The sequence below is a fragment of the Arthrobacter sp. StoSoilB20 genome (genome assembly GCF_019977295.1).
GTDB lineage: Bacteria > Actinomycetota > Actinomycetes > Actinomycetales > Micrococcaceae > Arthrobacter > Arthrobacter nicotinovorans_A.
Window position 1 is genome coordinate 3,449,817 of record NZ_AP024651.1, and the last position, 18,277, is coordinate 3,468,093.

At 64.2% G+C, this 18,277-nt stretch carries 19 protein-coding genes; 11 read left to right on the plus strand and 8 right to left on the minus strand.

Annotated elements, in window-relative coordinates:
* Window positions 1-17 precede the first annotated feature (17 nt).
* The 9 genes from mshD to asd all read left to right on the plus strand — a co-directional run bounded on the left by mshD (window position 18) and on the right by asd (window position 9,348).
* Window positions 18-989, plus strand: a complete 972-nt coding sequence (mshD, locus tag LDN85_RS15695) for a mycothiol synthase (RefSeq protein ID WP_026539781.1) — start codon at window positions 18-20, stop codon at window positions 987-989.
* 103 nt (window positions 990-1,092) lie between these two features.
* Entirely contained in the window at window positions 1,093-3,342 is a 2,250-nt protein-coding gene (locus tag LDN85_RS15700) for an RNA degradosome polyphosphate kinase (protein ID WP_026539780.1), read from the plus strand.
* A 9-nt stretch (window positions 3,343-3,351) separates the two neighbouring features.
* The gene (locus LDN85_RS15705; protein WP_026539779.1) at window positions 3,352-4,320 is read left to right on the plus strand and encodes an NUDIX hydrolase; all 969 of its coding nucleotides are present in this window, start codon (window positions 3,352-3,354) and stop codon (window positions 4,318-4,320) included.
* Window positions 4,321-4,393: 73 nt separating this feature from the next.
* Window positions 4,394-6,046, plus strand: a complete 1,653-nt coding sequence (locus LDN85_RS15710) for a hypothetical protein (protein WP_155854554.1) — start codon at window positions 4,394-4,396, stop codon at window positions 6,044-6,046.
* On the plus strand, window positions 6,043-6,435 hold the full coding sequence (locus LDN85_RS15715; RefSeq protein WP_026539778.1) for a GntR family transcriptional regulator: 393 nt from the start codon (window positions 6,043-6,045) through the stop codon (window positions 6,433-6,435). The genes LDN85_RS15710 and LDN85_RS15715 overlap by 4 nt, the downstream gene beginning before the upstream one ends.
* Window positions 6,432-7,235 carry a thymidylate synthase gene (locus LDN85_RS15720; protein ID WP_026539777.1) on the plus strand — a complete coding sequence of 268 codons (804 nt, stop codon included), beginning with the start codon at window positions 6,432-6,434 and terminating at the stop codon, window positions 7,233-7,235. The genes LDN85_RS15715 and LDN85_RS15720 overlap by 4 nt, the downstream gene beginning before the upstream one ends.
* A complete protein-coding gene (locus tag LDN85_RS15725; RefSeq protein ID WP_026539776.1) occupies window positions 7,232-7,849 on the plus strand; it encodes a dihydrofolate reductase in 618 nt (205 codons plus the stop codon). Before LDN85_RS15720 ends, LDN85_RS15725 begins: the two co-directional genes overlap by 4 nt.
* Before the next feature lie 2 nt (window positions 7,850-7,851).
* Window positions 7,852-8,076: an NF038396 family protein gene (locus LDN85_RS15730; protein ID WP_026539775.1), complete on the plus strand. Its 225-nt coding sequence runs from the start codon at window positions 7,852-7,854 to the stop codon at window positions 8,074-8,076.
* A gap of 117 nt (window positions 8,077-8,193) precedes the next feature.
* The gene (asd, locus tag LDN85_RS15735) at window positions 8,194-9,348 is read left to right on the plus strand and encodes an aspartate-semialdehyde dehydrogenase (RefSeq protein ID WP_026539774.1); all 1,155 of its coding nucleotides are present in this window, start codon (window positions 8,194-8,196) and stop codon (window positions 9,346-9,348) included.
* 100 nt (window positions 9,349-9,448) lie between these two features.
* Here the strand turns inward: asd and LDN85_RS15740 are convergent, their stop codons facing one another.
* Window positions 9,449-10,579 (minus strand): winged helix DNA-binding domain-containing protein, encoded by a 1,131-nt coding sequence (locus LDN85_RS15740; protein ID WP_026539773.1) that lies wholly within the window; start codon window positions 10,577-10,579, stop codon window positions 9,449-9,451.
* 85 nt (window positions 10,580-10,664) lie between these two features.
* Here LDN85_RS15740 and LDN85_RS15745 point away from each other — a divergent pair, with 85 nt between their 5' ends.
* On the plus strand, window positions 10,665-11,144 hold the full coding sequence (locus LDN85_RS15745) for a hypothetical protein (protein WP_026539772.1): 480 nt from the start codon (window positions 10,665-10,667) through the stop codon (window positions 11,142-11,144).
* Between the two features lie 177 nt (window positions 11,145-11,321).
* On the opposite strand, the gene LDN85_RS15750 is transcribed toward LDN85_RS15745, so the two are convergent.
* The 7 genes from LDN85_RS15750 to LDN85_RS15780 all read right to left on the minus strand — a co-directional run bounded on the left by LDN85_RS15750 (window position 11,322) and on the right by LDN85_RS15780 (window position 16,881).
* Window positions 11,322-12,389, minus strand: coding sequence for a UDP-N-acetylmuramate dehydrogenase (locus LDN85_RS15750; protein ID WP_026546318.1), 1,068 nt, complete (start codon window positions 12,387-12,389; stop codon window positions 11,322-11,324).
* A gap of 9 nt (window positions 12,390-12,398) precedes the next feature.
* Entirely contained in the window at window positions 12,399-13,769 is a 1,371-nt protein-coding gene (locus tag LDN85_RS15755) for an MFS transporter (RefSeq protein WP_223943481.1), read from the minus strand.
* Window positions 13,766-14,203: a MaoC family dehydratase gene (locus tag LDN85_RS15760; RefSeq protein WP_026539769.1), complete on the minus strand. Its 438-nt coding sequence runs from the start codon at window positions 14,201-14,203 to the stop codon at window positions 13,766-13,768. Before LDN85_RS15760 ends, LDN85_RS15755 begins: the two co-directional genes overlap by 4 nt.
* A 2-nt stretch (window positions 14,204-14,205) precedes the next feature.
* Window positions 14,206-14,655, minus strand: coding sequence for a MaoC family dehydratase N-terminal domain-containing protein (locus LDN85_RS15765; protein WP_026539768.1), 450 nt, complete (start codon window positions 14,653-14,655; stop codon window positions 14,206-14,208).
* 75 nt (window positions 14,656-14,730) lie between these two features.
* Window positions 14,731-14,955, minus strand: a complete 225-nt coding sequence (locus LDN85_RS15770; RefSeq protein WP_026539767.1) for a DUF3188 domain-containing protein — start codon at window positions 14,953-14,955, stop codon at window positions 14,731-14,733.
* 148 nt (window positions 14,956-15,103) lie between these two features.
* Window positions 15,104-16,015, minus strand: a complete 912-nt coding sequence (locus LDN85_RS15775; protein WP_026539766.1) for a DUF2797 domain-containing protein — start codon at window positions 16,013-16,015, stop codon at window positions 15,104-15,106.
* Between the two features lie 2 nt (window positions 16,016-16,017).
* Window positions 16,018-16,881, minus strand: a complete 864-nt coding sequence (locus LDN85_RS15780; RefSeq protein ID WP_026539765.1) for a CoA ester lyase — start codon at window positions 16,879-16,881, stop codon at window positions 16,018-16,020.
* A 370-nt stretch (window positions 16,882-17,251) separates the two neighbouring features.
* On the opposite strand from LDN85_RS15780, the gene LDN85_RS15785 reads away from it, so the two are divergent.
* The gene (locus tag LDN85_RS15785) at window positions 17,252-18,277 is read left to right on the plus strand and encodes an ABC transporter substrate-binding protein (protein ID WP_223943482.1); all 1,026 of its coding nucleotides are present in this window, start codon (window positions 17,252-17,254) and stop codon (window positions 18,275-18,277) included.

Below are 18,277 nucleotides of genomic sequence, written 5' to 3' on the forward strand. Positions count from 1 at the left end.
ACGTATAGCCTTGCATCATGAGTCACGCGCACCCGGAAAACTGGCCCGTCCTGATCATCGCCGGCGCCTTGGACCCCCATCTCCTCAAGGACGTCAAGACCCTCGCCGCAGCCGCAGAGGAGTCAGATGGCAACCCGCCCTTCTCTGAGCAGACCCTGGTCATGCTGCGCGGCGCAGATTCCGGGGACCACTCCGTCTTGACCCTGGCACTGTACGCCCCCGACGAGGACTCCGATCCTGCCACCGGCGACGATCTGGCGGGTGTCGCCGTCGTCGTTGAAGCGCCTGACTCCAGCGGTGTCCTGGAACTGGCTGTCCACCCGAGCTACCGCAACCAGGGCGTGGCGGGAAGGCTGCTGGGCGGGTTGCAGGGCAAGCGGAGCCTGGAGGGACTCAGTGCGTGGTCCCACGGGAACCATGAGGCCGCTGCCGAACTCGCCGCCCGATTCGGCTACCAGGCCGTGCGGGAGCTGTGGAAGATGCGGCTCATGTCCTCCGCTTCGGTACTGCCCGATGCCGGCCTACCGGAGGGCGTGTCGCTGCGCGCCTTCGTGCCGGGCCAGGACGAGCAGGCATGGCTGGCAGCGAACCGTGCCGCGTTCGCCCACCACCCCGAGCAGGGTTCGATGACTTTGGCGGACCTCGAAGCCCGGAAGGCCGAAGATTGGTTCGATCCCGAAGGGTTCCTGTTGGCCGTCAATGCCGGCGGCGAGCTCCTGGGCTTCCACTGGACCAAGGTCCATCCCCGGCAGGGACCGCACCCGGCCATCGGCGAAGTGTACGTAGTGGGAGTTACTCCCGAAGCCCAAGGACTGGGACTGGGCAAGGCCCTGACGGTGGCCGGAATCAAGCATCTCCAGGACAAAGGCCTGCACGCCGTCATGCTGTACGTGGACGCCGACAACCAGGCTGCGGTAGCCCTATATCAGAAACTCGGCTTCGTCCGCTGGGATACCGATGTGATGTATGGACCTTTAACCAAAAATTAACCAGGGGTGATTGCCGGACGGAAAGCCGGTGACATCTATGATTCGGGCAGCCCAATTGCTTGTAATGTGGGAGGAAACCCCGTCCTGAGCTTAGGAGAACCCCATGCAGCCGGACCCCGTCGGCACCGCCGGATCCACCTCGAAGGGGGCAACCCTGCCCCCGCGCTTCGGATCCTCGGAAGTGCCGGCCTCGCGGGCCACCCAGGACCGCATCGACATTCCGGAATTCGCGCCGAGCCTTGAGCCCGAAGGCGACATCACCCCGGACCGCTTCCTGGACCGCGAGCTCAGCTGGCTGGCGTTCAACTCCCGCGTGCTTGAACTCGCCGAGGACCCGGACCTGTTCCTGCTGGAACGCGTCAACTTCCTCTCGATCTTTGCCTCAAACCTGGATGAGTTCTTCATGGTCCGGGTGGCAGGCCTCAAGCGCCGTATCGCCACCGGGCTGGCCGTGCCCTCCCCCGCGGGGCTGAGCCCCATCGAGGTACTGGAGCAGATCGGCGAGGAAGCCCACAAGCTGCAGGAACGCCACGCGCGGGTCTTTGCCGAGCAGATCCGTCCGGCACTGGCTTATGAGCACATCCATCTCATGCACTGGCACGAACTTGATGAAGATGCGCGCCACCGGATCAGCATCATGTTCCAGGAGAAGGTCTTCCCCATCCTGACCCCCCTGGCTGTGGACCCGGCACACCCCTTCCCGTACATCTCAGGACTCTCCCTGAACCTTGCAGTGATCGTGAGCAACCCGATCAGCGACAAGGAACTCTTTGCCCGCGTGAAGGTGCCGGACCAGCTCCCGCGCCTGATTTCGGTGGACGGACCCCGGGCCGGTGCCATCCCCGGCCGGGTAGCCCGCTTCATCGCCCTGGAAGAAGTCATCGCCGTCCACCTGGACAAACTCTTCCCAGGCATGGAGGTCCTGGAGCACCACACCTTCCGCGTCACCCGCAACGAGGACCTGGAAGTCGAAGAGGACGACGCCGAGAACCTCCTCCAGGCCCTGGAGAAGGAACTGCTGCGCCGCCGCTTCGGCCCCCCGGTCCGCCTGGAAGTCACCACGGACATCAACCCGAACATCAAGGCGCTGCTGATCCGGGAACTGGGAGTGGAGGAGTCGGAGGTCTACTCCGTGCCGGCACCCCTTGACCTGCGTGGATTGTCGGCGATCAGCAACATCGACCGGGCAGATCTCCACTACCCCAAGCACGTTCCGCACACTTCGCGGTACCTGAACGAATCCGAGACGTCCAAGGCAGCCAACGTCTTTGCGGCCATGCGTCGTCGGGACATCCTGCTCCACCACCCGTACGATTCCTTCTCCACCTCGGTTCAGGCTTTCCTGGAGCAGGCAGCGGCGGATCCCAAGGTGCAGGCGATCAAGCAAACCCTGTACCGGACCTCCGGCGACTCCCCGATTGTGGACGCACTGATCGATGCCGCAGAGGCGGGCAAGCAGGTGCTGGCCCTGGTGGAAATCAAAGCCCGATTCGATGAGCAGGCCAATATTTCCTGGGCACGCAAGCTGGAGCAGGCCGGCGTCCACGTGGTGTACGGCATTGTGGGTTTGAAGACCCACTGCAAGCTGTCGCTGGTGGTCCGCCAGGAAGTGGATGGCTTGCGCCGCTACTGCCACATCGGCACCGGTAACTACCACCCGCGCACAGCCCGGTATTACGAGGACCTTGGCCTGCTGACTGCCAACGAGCAAGTGGGCGAGGACCTTTCCAAGCTGTTCAACCAGCTTTCCGGCTACGCGCCGAAGTCCACCTTCAAGAGGCTGCTCGTTGCTCCGCGTTCGGTCCGTGCGGGCTTGGTGGAGCGGATTGAAACCGAAATCCGCAATGCGCGCGCCGGCGTCCCTGGCCTGGTGCAGATCAAGGTCAATTCCATGGTGGACGAAGCCATCATCGACGCCCTGTACCGCGCTTCGCAGGCCGGCGTGAGAGTTGATGTGGTGGTGCGCGGCATCTGCTCGCTGCGCCCCGGCGTGCCTGGCCTGAGTGAGAACATCACAGTCCGCTCCATCCTGGGGCGTTTCCTTGAGCACTCCCGCGTGTTCGCCTTCGGCAACGGCGGCGATCCCGTGGTGTACATCGGCTCGGCGGACATGATGCACCGCAACCTGGACCGTCGCGTGGAGGCCTTGGTGCAGTTGGCCAGCAAGGAAGATACCGCAACAGTCATGGACCTCATGAGCCGTTACGTGGATGACAATACTGCCAGCTGGCACTTGGACAACCAGGGCCATTGGACGCGGCATCACCAGGATGGGGACGGCAACCCGTTGCTGGACATGCAGTCTTGGCTCCTGGAATCCCGCTCGCGGCAGCGCGCATCGGCACGGCGGTAGAGGAAGCACTTGAACAGCGATACCCCCGTGGCGGATCAGACTGACCACCCCGGCGAGCCGGTGGCTGTTGTCGCAGCCGGCGCTATTCCGTGGCGGCTCAACAAGGGTGCCCTTGAGGTACTCCTCATCCACCGGCCGCGGTATGACGATTGGTCCTGGCCGAAAGGAAAGCTCGACGCCGGCGAAACGGTTCCTGAGTGCGCTGCCCGTGAAGTGTGGGAAGAGATAGGTCTCCAGGCACCGCTGGGCATCCCCCTTCCCGCAATCCATTACCACGTCTCTGCCGGTTTGAAGATTGTCCGGTATTGGGCTGTCCGGGTCAACGGAGCCCAGCTCAGGCCGGACGGCAAGGAAGTGGACAGCGTCATGTGGTGCAGTCCCGACAGGGCGGCCTCGTTCCTGAGCAACCCAACGGATGTGGAGCCGCTCGAGTACCTGGAGAAGGCGCACGTCCGGGGCGAACTGGACACATGGCCGCTGGTGCTGATCCGTCACGCCAAGGCAAAACCGCGGTCTTCCTGGACCAAAGCCGAGGGCGACCGTCCGTTGGCAGCGACGGGCCAGCGGCAGGCAGTTGCCGTTCAACGTCTCCTGGGCGTGTGGAAACCGCAGCGCGTGGTCACCAGCCCCTGGGCGCGCTGCGTTGCCACCATCGCCCCCTATGCCAAGGCCAGTGGGGCAAAGGTCAAACTGGTGGAAGCCTTGACCGAACACAGCCACCAGCGCTCCCCCAAGAAGACGGCGGCAGCGGTGGAGGCCCTGTTCGACAAACAGGTTCCGATCGCCGTCTGCACACACCGCCCTGCGCTTCCCACTGCCCTGAAACAGCTGGGACAACATATGTCGCAGGGCCTGAAAGCCCTGCTACCGGCATCGGACCCGTACCTGACGCCGGGCGAAGTGATCGTCTGTCAGGTAGCGCGTGGTTCCGGGCGGAAGATTGTTTCCGTGGAGCAGGTCAAGCCCTTCGACGACTAGGCAGTAGCTTGACCCCCGCACTTTTGTATCAGTAGATTGATACAAAAGATGTGGGGGTCTTGCTGTGGTTGTTGTGCCAACATTGTTTTTCCTGGCGCCGGTAGTCGGCGCCATCATCGTGTACTTGTTCCTGCGCATGCAGGTCTGGTCCAAGCCCGATGCCCAATCCGTTGCCTCGCACGGATTATGGGTGGGCATCATCGGGTGGATGGCCAGCTCACTGCAGGGTGCCATGAACGCCGGGATCATGCGCGCAAATCCCATGGGATCCAGCGCCCCCGCAACTGCGGACCAGATCGCCACGGCCCTGGGCTGGCCGATCGCTGCCTGCCTCACGGTTCATGCCTTGGGGCAGTTGAGCTACCCGGCACCGAAAGCTCCGCGCAGATACGCTGAACTCACCGTCCGCAGGATCCGCGACTTCCTTCCCCGAAAGCTTGCTTGGACCACCGCAGCAATCTTCGCAGTCGCAGCGCTGGTCATTGCGTGGATCGGGACCCTCCCGGGCCACACGCCGGTACTGCCGACACCCCCGGGCCAGGCGCCTCCTCAGGGCGGTGCGTATCCGGACAACGGGTACGTGGGTCAAGGCCAGGACGGCCGCATTCCCGGAGTAGAGCTGGCAGCCTGGCTCGGCGGGGCCTTGCTGGTCCTGGCATTGGGAACCGTGCTGGTACTTTTCCTGACCGCCCGCCGCCGCCAGTTGGAAACCCTCGACGGCGACGACAACCGAACACTCCGGATCATCGCCACCAACCGGCTGCTTCGAACAGTGGCCACCATCGCGGCCGGCCTGGCTGCCATCGCCGGCAACTTCGCGGCCCAGCCCGCACCCGGAGCACTTTGGCAATCGTCGTGGTTCAACATCCTGGGCCTGGTCAACATGGTGGTGCTCCTCATGATGTGGGGTTGGCGGGTCCCGGAATTGCCGTCGCTGCACCAAGCGGCCAAGACCACCAGCGCCGCCACCCTCCGCGCCGATCCCCGCACCCACCCCGCTGCCCGGTTGGGCATTTCCGTCGGAGCAGCCCTGGGCGTGGTGGGCGGCATCGCCCTGGCGGCCGGCTACGCACTCATCCTGTTTCCTCCGCTACCACCCGCCGCGTGGTCCTTTCCCGCCCTGACGGCCATAGTGGCCTTACTGCTCCTTGCAACCATTGCTGCGGGCGAGTTCCTGACCGCCAGGAACTACGGCACGCCCGAGGCTCCACGCCACTGGCCGCGGCAACCCGTCTCCAGGGGCCTGCTGTCCTTTGCCATAGCCAGCGCCGTGGTACTGGCACTGGCAGTTGCCTTCGCCGTTGCCGGGGAAGTGAAACCGTTCGGTCCCAAGGCCTGGCCCGCCGTCGCCCTTCTCTCCGCAGTGGTTGCCCTGGCCGGGGCCGGTGCCATCCTGACTGTGCGTCGTCGTCGTGGTATCCCCGAGGCAGGCGGTAATGCAGGACTGGACTCCGCGCTCCGTGCCATCAGCATCTACAGGATCGTGCGGACGCTGGCGGCGTATGCCCTGGCGCAGGCCGGCGTACTGCTGGTCAGTACTGGAAACGCCTGGTACGAAGTGTTCCCGCCCGCACCCAGCCCGGATCCGATCGGCCCGAGCCCCGCGGTGGGCATTGGCCTGGTCCTGATCGTCCTCGGGGCCCTGGTCGCCTTGACACCGGTGCGGCGGCTCTTCCGGACCATTCCACGGGGTCACGCGGCCAAGCAGGGAGAACACGCACAATGACGGCCGGGATCACTGTGGACCTCTCCGATCCTGTTCCGCCGTACGAACAGATCCGCCGGCAACTCAGTTCCCTCATAGCAGTGGGCATCCTTGAACCGGGGAGCCGCTTGCCCACGGTGCGCAGCCTGGCCGCTGACCTCGGCATCGCAGCGGGAACCGTGGCGCGCGCCTATAAGGAGCTGGAGCAGGGCGGACTGATTGAATCACGACGCCGGAACGGGACTGTCGTCGTCGGCCCGCCTCCCGCGCCCCACGGGACTGTCCGTTCGGACGCTGCGGTGATGGCCGCCGTCGACGGCTTGATCCGGACGGCCAGGGGTGCCGGCATTGGTGACGACACTCTCATAGATCTGGTTCGAGGCAGGCTGACCAGTAAGCTGGACTCGTGAGCATCCCCACCCCTTATGAAGACCTCCTGCGCGACGTCATGGCCAACGGCACGCACAAGTCGGACCGCACCGGAACCGGAACCCGCAGCGTCTTCGGCCGCCAGTTGAGGTTCGATCTTGCCGGGAGCTTCCCGCTGATCACCACCAAGCGGGTCCATTTCAAGTCCGTGGCGGTAGAGCTCCTGTGGTTCCTGCGCGGCGACTCGAACGTGAAGTGGATGCAGGACCAAGGCGTCTCCATCTGGGACGAATGGGCGGACGCCGACGGCGAGCTCGGCCCGGTATACGGCGTCCAATGGCGCAGCTGGCCAACCCCCGACGGCGGGCACATCGACCAGATCTCCGAGCTCATGGCCAACCTGGCCGCCAACCCGGATTCGCGCCGGCACATCGTGTCCGCATGGAACGTCTCCGAGCTCAAGGACATGGCGTTGCCTCCGTGCCACGCGTTCTTCCAGTTCTACGTCGCAGACGGGAAACTGTCCTGCCAGCTGTACCAACGCTCCGCCGACACGTTCCTGGGCGTTCCCTTCAACATTGCCTCCTACGCACTGCTGACCCGGATGGTGGCGCAGCAACTGGACCTGGAGCCGGGCGAATTCGTCTGGACCGGCGGAGACGTCCACGTCTACGACAACCACGTGGACCAGGTTGCCGAGCAGCTCGGCCGTGAGCCTTACGAGTACCCGCAACTGAAGATCCTCCGGAAGCCGGACTCCATCTTCGACTACACCCTGGACGACTTCGAGGTTGTGGACTACCGCCACCACCCCACCATCAAGGCCCCGATCGCCGTATGAGCACGACTTCCCCCGGGACTCCCTCCCAGCTTCCCGGCGTCATCTTCACCCAGGAGACCGCCGCGCGCATGACGGGCATCGGCATGGTGTGGGCGCAGACAAAGTCCGGCGTGATCGGCAAGGACGGCTCCATGCCGTGGCACCTCCCCGAGGACCTCAAGCACTTCAGCCAACTCACCACCGGCCACCCCGTCATCATGGGCCGCAAGACGTGGCTGTCCTTCCCGGAAAAGTACCGTCCCCTCCCGGGCCGGACCAATATTGTGGTGACCCGCAACGCAGACTGGGCGTCCACGCCCGAGGCCCAGGGCGCCGTCGTGGTTTCATCACTGGACGCGGCCCTCCTGGAGTCGCAGTTCGCGCCCGGTGGCCAAAAAGTCTGGATCATCGGCGGCGGCGAAATCTTTGGACAATCCATGGAGATAGCAAACCTGGCCGTCATCACCATCATCGACGCCGATCCGGAGGGCGACACCTTCGCTCCCGAACTCGGCGATGATTGGACCTTCGACGCCGTAGCCCCGTCCGAGGGCTGGCTCACCGCCAAGAACGGCACCAACTACCGGTTCACTACGTGGCGCCGAAACGCAACCCAGGAAAGCCAAGAGAGCTGAGCATGCTGAAGAAACCCGAAACCCTGTTTGTGCTGGGCTATATGCTGCTGCCGCTCTTCGCCCTGATCTCCGCCATTGTGGGACTGACCATGATCCTGGGCGGCAACAAGATCGCCGGAATCATCGTGCTGATCGTTGTCACGCAGGTATTTACGTTCAGTGCCTTCTTCGCCGTGCGCAAGCGCAAAGCCCTCTTGCTTGAAGAGCACGACGCCGGCGCCCTCTAAGAAGCGCTGAAGCCGCGGCCGGCTGCCGCGCGGCACCTGGGAACTCGTGGTGCCCGCCCGTTGCGTGCGTGACGTAATCAACAGCGGCGGTTTGCTCCGAAAGTCTAGACTTGTTCAATGACTACAGCAGCTAATCCGTCCGTTGGACTGGTCGGTTGGCGTGGCATGGTCGGCTCCGTCCTGATGCAGCGCATGCAGGAAGAGAACGACTTCGCCAACATCAACCCGGTATTTTTCTCCACCTCGAACGCGGGAGGTGCGGCCCCGTCCTTCCTGGACTCTGCCGCCGGCGACCCCGGCAAGCTCGAGGACGCGTTCGATATTGAGACCCTGGCCAAGCTGCCGATCATTGTCACCGCCCAGGGCGGCGACTACACCAAGCAGGTCCACAGCGAACTTCGCAGCCGTGGCTGGGACGGCCTCTGGATCGACGCCGCTTCCACCCTGCGCATGAACGATGACTCGATCATCGTCCTGGACCCCATCAACCGCGATGTCATCGACGCCGGCCTGTCCGGGGGCGTGAAGGACTTCATCGGCGGCAACTGCACGGTTTCCTGCATGCTGATGGGCCTCGGTGGCCTGTTCAAGAACAACCTGGTGGAGTGGGGAACCTCCATGACGTACCAGGCTGCCTCCGGTGGCGGAGCCCGTCACATGCGTGAACTCCTGAACCAGTTCGGCACCCTCAACAACGAGGTCAGCAGCGAACTGCAGGATCCGGCGTCGGCGATCCTTGAAATCGACCACAAGGTCCTCGCTGCACAGCGCACCGGCGTTGACGCCACCCAGTTCGGCGTGCCGCTGGCCGGCTCACTGATCCCTTGGATCGATGCCGACCTCGGCAACGGCCAGTCCAAGGAAGAGTGGAAAGCCGGCGTCGAAACCAACAAGATTCTCGGCACCGGCAACGGAACGGCCGGCAAGGACCACATCGCCATGGACGGACTCTGCGTCCGGATCGGCGCCATGCGTTCGCACTCCCAGGCCCTGACGCTCAAGCTGCGCGAAGACCTGTCCGTGACCGAAATCGAGAACCTCCTGGCCAAGGACAACGAGTGGGCCAAGGTTGTTCCCAACACCAAGGAAGCCTCCATGGCGGACCTGACCCCCGTGGCAGCCTCCGGAACCCTGGACATCCCCGTGGGCCGTATCCGCAAGCTCGAAATGGGCCCGGAGTACATCAGCGCCTTCACAGTTGGCGACCAGCTCCTGTGGGGTGCAGCCGAGCCGCTGCGCCGCATGCTCAACATCGCCACGGGCAAGCTCTAGGCTGCTCCAACCCGCTGCTGACCCGCTGTTCCGTTGCTTCACGGCCTCGGAACAGCGGGTTTTCGCGTTGTCGGTGTATTTATGGCCCCCGGTTGCCTGTTCAGCCGGCCATGAATTTCACGTACGCCCTGCCCTGGGCTTGGAAGGAGCGCTCAGCGGCAGCCCCCAATTGCCCGGCGAACGGCTCGGGTGCGACGCCCACTGACTTGCCGCTCATGGTCCTGACCCAAGTTCCCACCACTTCTCCGCCGGATACGATGATGCGTTTGAAAACGCCGTTCCTGCCAGGCACCACCTGCCCGGCATGCTCGGGAGCCAGCACCAGGCTCCGGTCCTGGTAGCCGAGCAGGTACTCATCGAAGCCAGGAAGTGCCAGCAGCGAGCGCGACCCTGGGACGCCGTCGTCGAGCATCGCAGCAGTCTCCGGCGACACCCAATAACTGCTGCCGCCCAACGGCACCTCAACCAGCCGGCCATGCAGGGTCTTCAGGGCCGCCCGCGCCTCAAGAAGCGGGACCTGGCTCCACCACGAGAAGTCCTTGATGGTCGCCGGTCCGTGGCTCCTGACGTAGCGGAACAACAATTCTGCTATGCCTTCCTCGCGGCCAAGCTCCCTGGATTCGGGGATCCAGTCCTCAAACGGCACAAACAGCTGCTGCAAGCCTGCCTTCCCGCTGGCCGCAGCCATGGGCCCCTGAACCAGCCACGCACGCTGGCACAGACTCCCCAGCAAGTGGATCCCCCGCTGCGCTTTGGTGGCCTGGCCTGCTTCCTCAAAGGCCTGGAACAACTGCTCACGGCTCGCTCCGGGCGCACCCCCGGCCTTCAGGGACTCCGCTGTCTTGAAGGCGATGTCCCGGCAATGGCTGATGTCGTCCGGCGTGATGCCCAGTTCACGATGCCTGCCGGCCACCACGGACATGAGCCGGTCACTGGTGATGCCCAGGATCCAGCGGAGATCCTCAGGGGCCAGGAGGTGAAGGGTACCCCGCATGGGCCAGGAACGGACCACGCTCCCGGCGTCGAGTGCGGCCCGGACATCCGAGGCATGGGTGCCGGGAACCCGCTGCCCGACAGCCCACAGCGCATGGCCCAGGTCCTGGGCCTGCATGGCGGTCATCCAACGAACGGCGTCGGCAACCGAGGGGAAGCCACCACCCAGCAGGCCTTGGCTGACGAGCCGCAAACGGCCCATCACACGGGGACTGGGACTTTTGAGGGCTGCAGGCATGCTTCATCCTAAAAGGGCAGGCATGCACAGGGAACCTTGCCGCGCCTCCCAGCCCCTACCCAGCAGCGGATCCTAGGATGGATTCATGCTTTTCGGAGATCTTGCCCCGTTTGTGCGGCCGATGAGCCGGTGGTTGGCTACCGCCGGCTGGTTCTGCACGCTCGCGGGGCTTGGTGCGGGCCTGGTGGTCGCGGTGGGAACGGGCGTCAGCCTTTCCCCCTCGATGCAGGCCATCCAGACAGTCAGCCTCGTAGCAACCGCGGCAGCTGCCCTGCTCATCGGCACCGCAGCGATCTGCCAACCCGTCTCCGACCGCGACGACGACGCCCCCGAGCCGTGGTTCTACCCAACCGCCGCCGCCCAGGTCCGCAGCTTCCTGCTGGGAGCCATTGTCATGCTCCTGGGCCTGGTGGGTTTCGCAGCCGCCGGCCTGTTCATGCCCAGTGGACCATCGCCGCAAAGTATCGCGTTCAGCCAGATCTTCTTGCTGGGCTCCGTCAGTTGCGGCCTCACGTTCCTGTTGCTCAACAAGATCCTGCCGATCGCCGAGCGGCGGACGCGCTAGGGTCGCCGGCGTCGCGCACTTGGCCGCGCTGCGGCGTGCGCCGAGGGGCGGCGTGCGCCGAGGGGCGGCGTGCGCCGAGGGGCGGCGTGCGCCGAGGGGCGGCGTGCGGCGAGGGGCGGGATCTCAACCGAAAAATCGCCTTATTCCCCCGAGATCCAACCCCTCGCGGGCGGCGCTTTAGAGGGAGAGGCCGATCAGCAATGGTTCCGGGTGGAGTTCAATACCAAAACGCCCGACGACGCCGGACCTCACCTCCCGCGCGATGGCCACCATGTCCGCGGCCGAAGCTGTCCCCCTGTTGGTGATGGCGAGGGTGTGCTTGGTGGACAGGGACGCCCGGCCGCCCGAAACGCTCGCTTCCTCCAGGCCAAAGCCCTTGCCGAACCCTGCCTGGTCGATCAGCCACGCGGCGGAGAGCTTCACCTGTCCGTCGTCACCGGCAGGGTACCTGGGTGCGTTCTCCGGCAGTTCAGCGGCCCGTTCTGCCGGCACGATCGGGTTGGTGAAGAACGAGCCGGTGGAATAGGTGTCACGATCTGCTGCATCAAGGACCATGCCCTTGGACGCGCGGAGCCGAAGGACTTCCCTGCGGACATCGTTGGAGTAGGCACGCTTGCCCGGCTCCACGCCCAGAACCCGGGCCAACTCGGCGTAGCGGATGGGGGCGCTCATCCGGCCCAGCGGCAACTGGAACTCCACGGTCAGCACCACGTAGCGCGGTGATCCTTCAACCGTGGTCTGCTTCAGGATGGAGTCGCGGTATCCGAACTTGAGTTCGGAGCTGGTGAACGTCTGGACTGCGTTGCGTTCGCGGTCCCAGGTGCGGACAGCAGCGATGGTCTGTGAAACGTCAGCACCGTAGGCACCCACATTCTGCACGGGGGTTGCGCCAGTTGATCCCGGAATACCGGACAATGCCTCCAGTCCGGACCAGGCATGCAGCACGGAATGTTCAACCAGGGCGTCCCAGTTGTGTCCGGCCTGCACAACCACCGACACGCCACCGCAACTGTCTTCGGAATTCACTGTGAACCCCTCCGAGGCGATCTTCAGCACCGTACCGGGGTAACCGTCGTCGGAGATCAACAAATTGGAGCCGCCACCGATGATGAGGAGTCTTTCACCTGCAGCGTCGGCCGACCGGACGGCGTCGATAATTTCAGCCTCAGTGCGGGCCTCAATAAAGGTGCCCGCGGGGCCACCAACGGCAGCAGTGGTCAATTCAGAAAGCAGCGTTTGGGTCACCAATCAAGCCTAACGGGCTTCCTTGGGCTCCGCGGACTTTGCCGCCTGTTGACCGGCCAGGGGCGCCAGGAAGAAACTGACCACCAGCAACACCAACGGGGCCAGCAGTGAATGCAGGATGCCGAAATGTTCAGCCAACAGTCCCAGCAGCGGAGGGCCGCACAAGAAGGCGCCGTAACCAATGGTGGAGACCACTGAGACCCGGGCAGCGGCGTGGACGGGGTCATCTGCCGCAGCCGACATCCCCACGGGGAACCCCAGCGAGGCTCCAAGCCCCCAGATGGCCAAGGCAACGAACGCGAGCCAGGGAACGGGCGAGAAGACAAAAAGCGCCAAACCCACGACGGCGGTCGCCGAGCACCAGCGCATCACCACTACCCGGCCAAAACGGTCAAGGATCACTGTGCCCGTGAAACGGCCGATGGTCATGAACGTGACGAACAGTCCATAACCTACAGCACCTGCGGCGTCGGTCTGACCGTAGCCGTCAGCCAGTGCCAGCGCCACCCAATCCCCGGCAGCTCCTTCGGCCAAGGCCAAGCCAAGGACCAGGACGCCGATCAGCAGCGTCCGGCGGTCACGCCAGGCAAGGGCCACCAGCCTCTTGCTGTCCAGTGGAACCGGGGCTTTGCGGTCTTCCCGCCCAGTGTCCGGGTTCCGGGAGGTGTCACCCGGATTCCGGGAAATGATAGGCAGAGGTCCCGTTGACGGATCCTGGAAAGTGTCGGTTTCCTCAGGGCGGAACGTCTGCGTAGCTGCAGCGGTCTTTTCTGCGCGGAACCAGAAAGTTGCCGTCACCACCGACGTCGTCACTACCAGGCCCGAGATCAGGAAATGCCAGAACACCGGCATGTGGATGGCCGCGGCCCAGGCACCGAAACCAGCAGCGGCGACGGTTCCCAAGCTGAACGCACCATGCAGGTGGGGCATGATGTGGCGCTGCAGCTCGCGCTCAAGCGAAGCACCTTCCACGTTGGATGCGGTGTTCCAACTGGCCGTCCCCAAACCAAGGATTACCAGGCCTGCTGCCACCACCAAGGGGTTTGCCGCAATGGAGGTGCCGACACCCACGGTGACAAGGCCGGCACCCACCATGCAGCTGCCAATCCTCGTGGTCAGCTTGGGGCCAAGCCGCAGCACGATGAGGCCGGAGGCGGAGATGGAGATGAACGAGGCCACCGTCATGCACATGAGCAAGAGGCCAATGCCGCCCGGCGTCAGGTTCAATCCATCACGAATGGCGGGCAGGCGGGAGACCCACGTGGCAAAGGCGATGCCGCTGGCCGCGTAGGAGGCAAGAACAGCGGCGCGCCACCGCGACATTTCAGTCGATGTGGCGCGCGGTTTGCTGCGGTGTTGCGAGGTGTTCTGTTGATTCAAGAGACCTTCACAACCGCCTGTGACTTCATGAGGACCTTCAGTCCCGCCGCAACCACGGTGAGGTCGATACGCGCGGTGCGGGCATCGGCGTCGAGCGCTCCCACAACACCGGTGACGTCGATGACAGCGCCGGCGTCATCGGTTCCGGTCGTGTCGGTTACGAGGACGGGCTTGGTGAAGCGGGTCTGGTAATCGACGACGGCGGCGGGGTCGCCTGCCCAGTCGCTCACCAGCTGCACGGCCGCACCCATGGTGAACATTCCGTGCGCGATGACGCCCGGCAGCTCCACCGAGGTGGCGAAGGCTTCGTTCCAGTGGATGGGGTTGAAGTCGCCGGAGGCGCCTGCGTACTTGACCAGGTCCTGGCGGGTGACGTCAATGCTGCGGCTGCCGATTTCCTGGCCGACCGTCAGTTCTTCGAATGTGGGGCTCATGGTTACTGTCCCTCTCCGCGGACCAGGATGGATGAGGTGGTAGTGGCGACCTTCTCGCCGTCCACCGTTGAAATCTCCGAGCGCGTGGTAATCATCGCTCCCCCGCCCATGGCCCGGACGCCATCGACATGGAGTTCGGCCACCAGCTGGTCGCCGGCAACAATGGCCCGGTGGTGCGTGAAGCGCTGGTCAGCATGAACCACGCGGGAGAAATCGATCCCCGATTCCGGGTCCTCCACCAGTTGGGCGTCAGCACGCTGGGCGACGATGATGGCGAATGTTGGCGGGGCTACGAGGTCGCTGTGCCCCAAGGCCCTGGCTGCCTCGACATCGAAGTGCGCGGGATTGCCGGCTTTGACAGCCTTGGCGAACTCGCGGATCTTTTCACGACCGACGTCGTATACCTCTGCGGCAGGGTAGCTTCGGCCCTGCAGGTCCGGATTGATACTCATGCTCCAACCCTATCGGGCCAAGGGAGCTTGGGCGCAGATCGTGGATTCGGGGGAACGTGAAGTTCGACGAACGGGTTACTTCTTGTAGCTCTTGCGGATCTTCTGGCCCCGGATGACCAGTCCTGTGACGTGAAGGAGCAGGCCCGCACCGATGACGGGCAATGAGGCCAACGCCAGCCCTTGGTTGCCGGAGGTGTTCCCGATAATGGAGAGGATGAGCCCGACCGCGATCAGCCCCATGGCGCTGAAAACCAGCACTTTGTAAGACGTAGAGGCCGTAGCCCAAAATTGTTCCAGCACCGTCCAAGTCTACCGGTGGGGTTGTGGGTGGGTTGCCGAGGGGTTGGCTCTCAAGGGAAAGAGGGGCCCATACAGCCGAGAACTCGCCCCTCGGCGGACAGAGAAGTCGCCCCTCGGTGGGCAGAGATGTCGCCCCTCGGCGGGGGAACTAGAACAAGGAGTCCTGCAGCGCCGGGATTTCGGTGAGGTACGGGCCAAACTCAATTTTCCGGCCCTTCAACGCGCCAAGATCCGCCACGAAGCTGCCTTCCACCTCGTTCCCTGAAACGTCAGGAAGACCGGCCAGGGCGATCGCACCGGACAACGCTTGGACCCTCAGGCCGTGCCCGCCGGCGTCGAACGTTGCCGGGTAGGGGTGGCGGCCCGCACCTGCGGTACAGAGCGGCCGTGCCAGCCCAGGCCGTTCCCACTCTTCCTCCACAACGGAGTAGCCGGTCATCGTGAGGCCTGCCAGGAGCTCGCGAACACGTCCGGCGTGCCGGCGGTTCAACGCCAAAAGCTCGACGGCGGCACGCGGCTCCACCAGTCCGGCCACTTTGGCGGCCGACCGGACCTGCTGAACGAGGCCGAGCTCGTGCGTAACCATGTCCTCGAGAATGCGCACAACGCGGCCGTCCCCGGCGTGGGCCACATAGGAAGCATGCACGGCACCCTGCTCGGCAAGCCTGTTCCATTTACGCGGGGCCGAGGCTGTCCCCACCTTGGTGGCACCGTTGGCGAAGGTGGCCACATAGAGCCAGTGCGGCTGCATCAAATAGGCACGAAGGCCAGCAGGAACGGGGTTTCCCCGGTGGAAATCATGCATCAGCCGGGAGTCGTCCCGCGCAAAGCAAGCACCGCATTGTTTCCCACGCTCAGCCGGGGAACTGCCGCGGCACGGGACATGGGTGCGTTCCCCCGGACCGTGGACCTTGGTGTGGCCCAGGCACCACAGACCCGGAAAAACGCGCAGGCCCAGGGCTGAGCCCCGGGCCAACGCAACATCAGTGAACTCCCCCGCAGGCGGGAACAAACGCAAGGCCGGCGACGGGGAGTCCCATGCGACTCCATGAACCAGCATGGTTACAGGGAGGGCTGGACTCCGAATGCCACTGCCAGCTTCATGATCTTCTCGGCACGGCCCAAACGCGGGAGGTCGGAGCCGTCGCGGATGACTCGGCCGTTGGCTTCGAAGTCGTTCATGAAGTCCGTGGCCCATGCGACGTCCGACGGTGTGGGGCTGATGACCTCGTTGATCACGGTGGTCTGGTCAATGGCCAGGCACAGTTTGCCGGTCATGCCCATGGTGACGGTGATGCCGGTTTGCTCACGCAGGATCGGGTGGTTGGTGCCAACCGTGGGGCCGTCAATGGGGCCCGGGAGGTTGCCCACGCGGCTGGCGACAACCAGTTTGGCGCGCGGGTAGGCCATGGCTTCGGGGGTTGCTGCCATGCCGGTGTCGCGACGGAAATCGCCGGAGCCGAAAGCGAGGCGGAACGCACCCTGGGCGCGGGCAATGTGGTTGGCTTCCTCGATGCCGAGGGCGGACTCAACCAGGGCGACCACGGGAGTCTTTCCGTCCATGCGGTGGTAGGACTCAGTGACCTGGTCTGCGGATTCGGTCTTGGCCAGCATCACGCCGAGCAAGCCCGGGGTGCCGCGCAGTCCGGCGAGGTCGTCGGCCCAGAAGGGGCTGGTGGCATCGTTGATGCGGACCCAGGCCTGACCGCCGGCGGCCAGCCAGTTCACGACATTCTCGCGTGCGGCATCCTTCTGGGAAGGGTCAACGGCGTCTTCGATGTCAAGGATGATGGCGTCTGCCCGTGAACCCGCGGATTCGTCAAAAAGCTCCGTTTTCATGGCGTTCACCAGGAGCCATGAACGGGCGATGTCGGCGGGAATATTGCGGGTAGGCCGAACCGATTCGGCGGCGATGCTAGACGTCATGTATCTACCGTATCCGCCCGGCGGCTCACAGAGCGAAGAAATCAGCCCGGTTGTGAGGATCAATACGAACTAAACCCCATATGACTGTGGAGTCCCGCAGTATGAACGCACGACGGCGGTACGCGCCAGTCATGCACAGCTCACTTGTCGCTGTTGTTCACAGGGCTCAACGCAGCGTCTTTGTGTCCCCGGGTTGCCAGGGAAGGCCCAGGATTTCGTCCTGTTTCGGGCTGTTTCGCAGCGTTTCCGGCCGTTACCCGGACACTTCCCACCCGCCGTCGAAATGGGCTTTCATCGTTCCCAAGCCGTTGCAGACGTTTCCCAGCAAACCGGCCCGCCCAACACCTGCAATCCATCGAAAGTAGCTCCCATGAAACTGCACCTGCCCCTGCTGAGCGTCGCGGCCGCCGTCGTACTAGCGCTGACGGTCAGCGGCTGCGGCGGCGCTGCCGAAGCCGGACAAGCCAACCAGGCCGGAAACGAAGTGAAGGAACTCCGCTACCAAGGCTCGGCCAACAACGTGACGTTCCCCGAACTCGCCGCAGACCTCGGATACCTGGGCGACCTCAAATTGAACTGGGTTGGCAACACCACCAGCGGACCGCAGGACATCCAGTCGGCGGCGACCAACCAGACTGATTTCGGCGGCGCGTTCTCCGGAGCGGTGGTCAAGCTCATCGAAGCCGGTGCACCCGTCAAGGCCGTCACCAACTACTACGGCTCGGACGAAAAAACGTTCAGCGGGTACTACGTGAAGGCCGACAGCACCATCAAAGAGCCCCGCGACCTGATCGGCAAGAAGATCGCCGTCAACACCCTGGGCGCGCACCATGAGGCCGTCATCAACACCTGGCTGACCAAGAACGGGCTCAGCTCCGAGGAGATCAAGCAGGTCCAACTGGTCCCGCTGGCCCCGAACGACACCGAAGAAGCCATCCGCCGCGGACAGGTGGACGCCGGAACCCTCGGCGGTGTGCTGCAGGACCGGGCCATCGAAGCCGGCGGACTGAGGTCCCTCTTCAGCGATGTTGAGCTGTTCGGCACCTTCGCCGGCGGACAGATCGTGTTCCGGAACGACTTCATCGCCAAGAACCCGAACACCACCCGCACTTTCACCACCGGCGTTGCCAAAGCGATCAAGTGGGCTGCTGAAACCCCTCGCGACGAGGTAGTTGCCCGCTTTACCAAGATCATCGAAAGCCGCGGCCGCAATGAGAGCACCGCGAACCTTAAGTTCTGGAAAAGCCCGGGAGTCCCGGACGCGGGCGTGATCAAGGACGAGGACTTTACCCGTTGGGAGGCCTGGCTGAACGCGTCGGGAATCGTGAAGGACAAACTCACGCCATCGAAGTACTACACCAACGAATTCAACGATCTCGCAGCAAAGAAGGGATAG